This is a genomic window from Haladaptatus sp., assembly GCF_049589095.1.
In the GTDB taxonomy this organism is placed as follows: Archaea; Halobacteriota; Halobacteria; order Halobacteriales; family Haladaptataceae; genus Haladaptatus.
Genome location: NZ_JBAWAC010000462.1, coordinates 1 through 5,365, shown reverse-complemented (window position 1 = coordinate 5,365; position 5,365 = coordinate 1). Strand labels below are relative to the sequence as shown.

Genomic DNA, 5,365 nt, shown 5'->3' with positions numbered 1-5,365 from the left:
GAACAGCGCTGGCACGTGCCGGAACTCGACAAGACGACGGTGTGGGTAGAACTATAATCGTCCCGAGACATACCGTTCACAATTAGTACGCATGGAGTTCGATACACTCGACAGGCGTTCCGGTCTCGCTATTTTCGATCCGGTCGAGAACGTCCGATTCGAACTCTATACTGCCGAACCACTCACTACCGAGCCCATCGACACGACGGGATTTTACTTCCCCATCGACGCGGCAGTGAGCTTCGAATCCACCGGCATCGAGATTCCGAACCACTTGTCGGTCGTCGTACGAACGCAGGACGGCGAGATCACCACCGACGCCACGACGTTCAACGATCTGTCGCTCGATTTCGATAGCTACCTGCTGGAAGTGCAGAGCACGCCGATGAAACTCTACATCGCCGTCGAAAGCGCGCTGACGTTGAATCACGGTACGACATCCGCAATGATCGAATTCGACGGACGTCGCCGGGCCCGCGTCGGTGCGCGCTCGTTTCACGAGCGTCCGGCGGGGACGATCACTGTCTCCGACGATGTGGACGACGCGATGGCCGCCGTCTCGTATCTCGGGTCGGCGCTGAAGACCACTACTTGTGAGCGGTCGTTTCCGACGCTTCGAGGTCATCCGCCGCTCATCGAACGCGGTGAAGCGTTCGACGTCCCGACCGGTATCGAGCGACCGGAGACGGGCGTTCGACTCGTGTTACCGCCCGAACGGCGCTACGTGTATCCCGCCGCGTCGTTGGCGTACTACCTCGGTGCTGACGTCGTGCCGGGAAGCACGCCACGGCTGGTTTCGGGGTCGTTCGAGTATCCGCTCGCGGGAGCAGGCGGATACGAAGCGACAGTCAATCGCGTCCTCAGACAGGCGTTCTTCCTCGACTGTCTCACGCGGACGGAGGGGTACTACCAGGTCGAACTGCACGAGCGCACGCAGGTCGAGCCGCTCGTGGGCCTCGATTTCGCCGAACTGTACGACCGCCCGCTCGCCGAACAGCTTCAGGAGTACCTCTCGATTCCGTTCGAAACGCTGGAACCGCACCTCCTCGATTGGCATCTCACGACCGACGTGGTGCCGACGGCGGAGACGATTCCCGCGCTCCCGTATTTCGCGAAGGAACTGTCGTTGCTCCGGACGCCGCACAACCCGGAGTCACACACCGTCGCGCCGAAGCCGAAGATGCTGGACGATTTCACTCGGACTGCGATTCCGGCGGGCGACTTCACGCGGAGCACCGACGAGGCGTGGGACTGGGGCGACGACGAACTGTTCCAAGTCGAATCAGCGGACACCACCGAACACGCGTGGGTCGGCAACGGCTACCCCATCGGGGCGAACAAGGTCCCCATCGAGTCCCTGCGCCAGACCATCGATTACACCGAACCGGACGATTCGGCGCTGAAGGTCCACGTCGTTTGCAACGACGTGGCGATGGACGAGGAGAACGTCGTGGAGCGCTTCTACGGCCTGCGCGACTTCGTGGCGTTCGACGTCTCGATTCACGAGGAGATCACGACGGACGAACTCGCGGCGCTGTTCGAATCCGATGCCGACTTCCTGCACTACATCGGTCACGTCAACGACGGTGGGTTCCGTTGTGCGGACGGCCTCCTCGACGCGAACTCGCTCACGACTGTCAACGTCGATGCTTTCCTGTTGAACGCCTGTCGGTCCTACCGGCAGGGCGAGATGCTGGTCGAGAAGGGAAGCAAGGGCGGTGTCGTCACCCTCGCCGAAGTCGTCAACTCCTCGGCGACGAAGATTGGTCGATCACTCGCCCGCCTGCTGAACTGTGGCTTTTCACTTCGTGCCGCGCTCAGTATCGCAAAGGAGGAACTGGTCGTCGGCGTGGAGTACGTGACGATCGGTGACGGTGGGGTGACGTTGTGTCAGAGCGAGAGCGGGACGCCTGCTATGTTTCGAGTGACCCAGAAAAATAGGAACCAGTTTTTGCTCGGTCAATATGCTTTCCCGGCTGCGAGTTATGGGTTGGGAACTATTGTATCTGTAATCATGGAGCAAGATTCGACACGCTATCTCGGTTCCGGGATACTGACAGAATTGAAACTATCCTCCAACGAATTGAACGACGCATTAGATCTCGAACTACTCCCCGTGAAAATAGATGACGATCTTCGTTGGAGTGATGAACTCTCTGCTTCCGATTTCAATTAGCTATGGTCCATTTGTTGCATTGTATACTGCCCCCATCGCATTCCCCGACTGTAACAACAACAAGCAGATAGTGAACAGTACGCCGATCATTCGTGGATGCTCCGCCAAGTACGCTTTCAGGTCGTTCTCTGACATGCATTAAAATACATTACACACTTGGAGGAATACTTTTCTTAATACTACTAACTATTGTAATATATAAATAAACGCAAAAGAACACGATCTCAGCCACAGTTTCCGGGTGATCTATCGAGCAAACACACAGCAGGCGTCGGTGGAAAACGAATTTGTTGTCTCGATCTTTTCGAGGGCGTTCGTTGTGAAAGTCGGTTCCCTCGTTCCGATCGAACTACTGGACGAATCCGGTGAGCGTGTCGGCGAGCAGCGAGTCCGTGTTTTCGAGTTTGGTCTCCAGTACGTCGTGGAGTTCGACGAGCAGGTCGGCCTGTTCCGTGTCGGTGAGTCGGTAGGTGGGGAACGTGTGGCCGTCGGCGCTTTCGTCACGTCGGGCCAGGATGTCGAAGCCGAGGAGGAGGGATTTGTGATCGCGGTGGAAGCCCGACCGGGAAACCCCCGCCCGTTCGCACAATTCGGCGGCAGTGAGCCACTCGTCGGGGTTCTCGGCGAGGATAGCGAGGAGGTCACACCGCGCTTCCGAGCCGAGTACCCGTGACAACCCCGGACTGAATTGATCTGCACACATCGGTTGTATGGTACTGGGCTGTTGATTGCAATAAACACCTCGCCCATGTTTATAAAGAGGTGGTGACTAAATCGTCGATCGGAAAGATATGCGTCGTCGTCTTCTCGATGTCGGTTCCGTTGGACGCTTCCCCCCTTCCGACCACTACATGAAAAACTACGAGTGACACGCCCGGGTATCGTTGGATGTCAAACCCGCCGTCCGGAGACTTCCCTACCCCACAACGATGAAACAGTATCCGTCCATTCCAACCGTAGACGCGGCACCCGAATCCCTGCTCGAACGCGGCCATCTCTGGATTCAAGAGCAGATCGACGGAGCGGGCGTCAGGTTCCAACTGCGCGATTCGGGCATGATCCAACTCGGCGACCGAGAACGGGTTTACAAAGCCGACGACGTTCCGCCGTCCTACCACCACCTACTGCGCCACCTCCGGGAGAACCTCGACCGAGAGGCGTTGCACGCCGCCGTCGAGGACGTCGAATCCGTCGTCTTCTTCGGGGACGCGACGGTGAAACGGACCATCGACTACGACTGGGAACGAACCCCGTCGTTTCTCGGGTACGACGTGTGGTTCGCTGACGAGGAACGGTTCCTCCCACCGGACGCCGTCGAGAAGGTGTACGCGAGCCTCGGCTTGCGCTCGGTGAACACCTTCCAGAAGGAAGTTCGAGCGGTCGATTTCGACCCGCAATCCTACGAAATCCCGGACTCGAACTGGTACGACGGTCCGGCGGCTGGCGTCGTCCTTCGGAACAAAACCGGCGACAGGGCACAACTGAGCCGGAACTTCGAGACGGAAGACGGGCCGTCCCCCGCCAGGCAATCCGCCGACGAGTTGGCCGACGAACTCGGAACCGACCGTCGATTCCGACGGGTTGCGGATCAGCTAGAAGCCCACAACAGACCGGTCACCGTCGATAGCCTCTACGACCGCGTCTTCGAGGACATCGCTCGGGAGGAGAACGACCGGCTGTTTCAGGGGCGCGGCGATTTCGACGCCGGGACGTTCCGTTCGGAACTTGCAGCCCTCACCAGTGAGTTCGTGGCAGACCGTCCGAAGTAGTGGCTTCGGCGCGATACACGCCCTTATCGCGTGATCTCCATCTCTCGTGCTTCCCCGGCGACGATCCAATCCTCGTCGCCGAGGCTGTAGTGGCGGACTTCGGGCGGCGTCCACGACCCATCGACGTAGACCGCGCTCACTTCACATCGCCGAATCCGCTCGTGTTTCGGTTCGATTTCGAGTCGGAACCGGTCGCCCGGCATGTAGTCGATCGGGCTTGCCGGGCCTTCGAACGCCTCCCCGTCTTCGAGTTCGATTCGAACGTGGTTACCCAGCCTCACGAGTTCCAGTGTTTCGGTGAACGATTCCATAGCAAGCGCGTACATGCCACGGACGGGAGTAAACGTTGCGATTTTATCTCTATTATTCATTATATTACTGCGGGCGACACACCAACCTTGAATACGTCGGGACGAAAGGGTTCGAGAAATGAGCGACGGGGAGACGAACATCCGGGCGCTGTCCGAGACGACGATCCAGCGCATCGCGGCGGGGGAAGTGGTCGAGCGACCGGCCTCGGTGGTGAAGGAACTGGTCGAGAACAGCCTCGACGCCGATGCTTCGCGGATTTCCGTGCAGGTCGATGGCGGCGGGACGGAGCGTATCGCCGTCACGGACGACGGAATCGGAATGAGCAAGGAGGACGTGCAGGTCGCCGTCGAGGAGCACACGACGAGCAAGATTCGGGACATCGACGACCTCGAAGCGGGCGTCTCCACCCTCGGCTTTCGCGGCGAGGCGCTGTACACCATCGGTGCCGTCTCGCGGACCAAAATCCGAACGAAACCGAGGGGTGGCGACACGGGCACCGAACTCCGCCTGGTCGGCGGCGAGGTCGAAGCCGTCGGTCCCGCGGGCTGTCCCGAGGGGACGACCATCGAAGTCACTGATCTCTTCTTCAACACCCCGGCGCGCCGGAAGTACCTGAAGACGGAGTCCACCGAGTTCGCGCACGTCAACCGCGTCGTCACGCAGTACGCGCTGGCGAACCCGGACGTGGCGTTCTCGCTGGAACACGACGGCCGCGACGTGTTCTCGACGACCGGACAGGGCAACCTCCAGTCCACGATTCTCTCGGTGTACGGGCGAGAGGTCGCCACCGCGATGATTCCCGTCGAGGGCGACGACGACATCGGCGTCTCGGGTCACGTCAGCCACCCCGAAACGACACGGAGCACGCGCGAGTACGTCGCCACCTACGTCAACGGGCGCTACGTCCGCTCCGCGGTGGTTCGAGAGGCCATCCTCGACGCCTACGGCAACCAACTCGCGCCCGACCGATATCCCTTCGCCGTCCTCTTCCTCGACGTTCCGGGCGACGCCGTGGACGTGAACGTCCACCCGCGAAAGATGGAAGTCCGGTTCGGCGACGAGGGACGCGTCAAGACGGCGGTCCGTGATGCCGTCGAAGATGCCCTTC

At 60.0% G+C, this 5,365-nt stretch carries 6 protein-coding genes; 3 read left to right on the top strand and 3 right to left on the bottom strand.

What is annotated here, in order from left to right; all coding sequences use genetic code 11:
• The first annotated feature begins 91 nt into the window (after positions 1-91).
• A complete protein-coding gene (locus WBV42_RS14480) occupies positions 92-2,176 on the top strand; it encodes a hypothetical protein (protein ID WP_423986659.1) in 2,085 nt (694 codons plus the stop codon).
• Here WBV42_RS14480 and WBV42_RS14475 read toward each other — a convergent pair whose 3' ends face one another.
• Together WBV42_RS14475 and WBV42_RS14470 are read right to left on the bottom strand one after the other, a co-directional pair.
• The gene (locus tag WBV42_RS14475; RefSeq protein ID WP_423986658.1) at positions 2,177-2,311 is read right to left on the bottom strand and encodes a DUF7503 family protein; all 135 of its coding nucleotides are present in this window, start codon (positions 2,309-2,311) and stop codon (positions 2,177-2,179) included.
• Positions 2,312-2,525: 214 nt separating this feature from the next.
• On the bottom strand, positions 2,526-2,879 hold the full coding sequence (locus tag WBV42_RS14470; RefSeq protein ID WP_423986657.1) for a hypothetical protein: 354 nt from the start codon (positions 2,877-2,879) through the stop codon (positions 2,526-2,528).
• A 226-nt stretch (positions 2,880-3,105) separates the two neighbouring features.
• On the opposite strand from WBV42_RS14470, the gene WBV42_RS14465 reads away from it, so the two are divergent.
• On the top strand, positions 3,106-3,945 hold the full coding sequence (locus tag WBV42_RS14465; protein ID WP_423986656.1) for an RNA ligase family protein: 840 nt from the start codon (positions 3,106-3,108) through the stop codon (positions 3,943-3,945).
• Between the two features lie 23 nt (positions 3,946-3,968).
• Here the strand turns inward: WBV42_RS14465 and WBV42_RS14460 are convergent, their stop codons facing one another.
• Positions 3,969-4,256, bottom strand: a complete 288-nt coding sequence (locus WBV42_RS14460) for a hypothetical protein (RefSeq protein ID WP_066143904.1) — start codon at positions 4,254-4,256, stop codon at positions 3,969-3,971.
• 118 nt (positions 4,257-4,374) lie between these two features.
• Between WBV42_RS14460 and mutL the strand changes: the two genes are divergently transcribed.
• Positions 4,375-5,365 (top strand): DNA mismatch repair endonuclease MutL (mutL, locus tag WBV42_RS14455; RefSeq protein ID WP_423986655.1); only part of this gene is annotated, 991 nt, incomplete at its 3' end.

Bases quoted from the DNA above. Each gene is read 5' to 3' on its own strand.
- WBV42_RS14480 (WP_423986659.1), top strand. From the start codon at position 92: ATGGAGTTCGATACACTCGACAGGCGTTCCGGTCTCGCTATTTTCGAT.
- WBV42_RS14475 (WP_423986658.1), bottom strand. From the start codon at position 2,311: ATGTCAGAGAACGACCTGAAAGCGTACTTGGCGGAGCATCCACGAATG.
- WBV42_RS14470 (WP_423986657.1), bottom strand. From the start codon at position 2,879: ATGTGTGCAGATCAATTCAGTCCGGGGTTGTCACGGGTACTCGGCTCG.
- WBV42_RS14465 (WP_423986656.1), top strand. From the start codon at position 3,106: ATGAAACAGTATCCGTCCATTCCAACCGTAGACGCGGCACCCGAATCC.
- WBV42_RS14460 (WP_066143904.1), bottom strand. From the start codon at position 4,256: ATGGAATCGTTCACCGAAACACTGGAACTCGTGAGGCTGGGTAACCAC.